This window comes from Candidatus Diapherotrites archaeon (genome assembly GCA_040755695.1).
GTDB lineage: Archaea > Iainarchaeota > Iainarchaeia > Iainarchaeales > 1-14-0-10-31-34 > JBFMAK01.
In genome coordinates this window covers 1-1,311 of the sequence record JBFMAK010000036.1, presented here as the reverse complement: position 1 = coordinate 1,311, position 1,311 = coordinate 1, and the positions used below count along the sequence as shown (strand labels likewise).

1 protein-coding gene is annotated in these 1,311 nt (G+C 53.4%); it reads right to left on the bottom strand.

Annotated features, from left to right (window positions below):
• Positions 1 to 13: 13 nt before the first annotated feature.
• Positions 14 to 1,165: an IS4 family transposase gene (locus tag AB1467_07515; GenBank protein ID MEW6296102.1), complete on the bottom strand. Its 1,152-nt coding sequence runs from the start codon at positions 1,163 to 1,165 to the stop codon at positions 14 to 16.
• Between the last annotated feature and the right edge of the window lie 146 nt (positions 1,166 to 1,311).

The following is a 1,311-nucleotide window of genomic DNA, read 5'->3' as shown; positions in this document are numbered from 1 at the left end:
CAGCACTGTCCGGTTAGGTTTTTGCAAAAGCGTAATCCCTCAGAGGCTGAGACTCTGGGGGGTGATTATGCAGAATCCGAGCTTCATTTTGGATGTTAATGCGTAATTCTCTGACTCTGTTGAGGCTGACTCTTTCCTGGAAATGCTTATGGCAATAAATGGCCAATAGGAGATAGGTAATGAGTCCGCCGAGAACTTGCACCATGAAGCCATAGGGGCTTCTGGCAATCAGCGGATAAACGTTCAGATGCTGCTTCCACCAGGCAAAGAATTTTTCGATCTCCCAGCGCAATTTATAGACCAGAGCAATGTCTGCGGCCGCCAGGTCATGGCGGCTGGTGGCCACCCAAAATTTTTTGGATTCCACCCAATACCCCACAAGCCGCAGCGGCCGTTGGGTTTGCCTGAGCTTGGGGGTGCCCAAGAGCACCAGGGCGTCATAAAACACCGGAGAGCCCTCCGGGATGTCATGGGCTTGCAGGCAGGTCTTGGTGGTGCCGGCTCGGATGCGGCAGACAAAGTGCAAGCCTTGCTCCTGCCAGAGGTCGAAGTTGCGGTGGCAGTGGTAGTTGCGGTCCATGACCCCGGTTTGGCCGGGGGACAGGAGGCGCGGGACCAGGGGGCGTTCATCGCCTTTGCCGTCGGTCAAGCAGACTTTCCCGGGGGTGCCCCGGTTGATGTCCAGGCCCAGATGAATCTTGGCTTTTTTGGTGGTGGAGGAGTAATCGGCCCAGGTCATGGAACTGAGAGCGTCGATGAGGGTGCCGTCAATGGCCACCAGGTCGCCCAAATGGGAATGGGCCGCGGGCAAGGTGGCGGTGGCCTGAGCCTGAAGTTTTTCATAGACAAAGAGTAATTGTTCCAGCCCCCTGGTGTTGAGGGCCTCGCCATAACTGCTGCGGCCAATTCCTTCGGGCGGGGCGATAAAGGAACGGGCAAAATCGTCTTGCTCCAGAACCTGCAGCAAGTGCCGGGCAGAGTCGTACTCCTCCAGGTGGAAGAGGATTAAGGATTTGAGTTGCTGTGCAAAATTCATTTTCAGCTTTCGATTTCCCCGGGATTGCAGCACCGGAATGTCATTGAGAAAATTTTCTACCGGTTGCCATAATTCCAGGAAAGACGGTTCCGGGATCTTGTGATCTTGGGCGGTGAGGGAGCGAGGCATTCCGTAATTTCCTTATATTATTTAGGATATTACGAAAACCGCACTTGTTCACAAGCTAATTTGTCAAGGAAAAAAACGCCTCCGGGAGAATTTTTTTCAAATGATGTTTACCGGTTGTCATGCAATTTCCTAACCGGACAGTGCTG

What these genes read in the sequence shown, in the direction of transcription:
- AB1467_07515 (MEW6296102.1), bottom strand. Translation starts at nt 1,165, where the DNA reads ATGCCTCGCTCCCTCACCGCCCAAGATCACAAGATCCCGGAACCGTCT.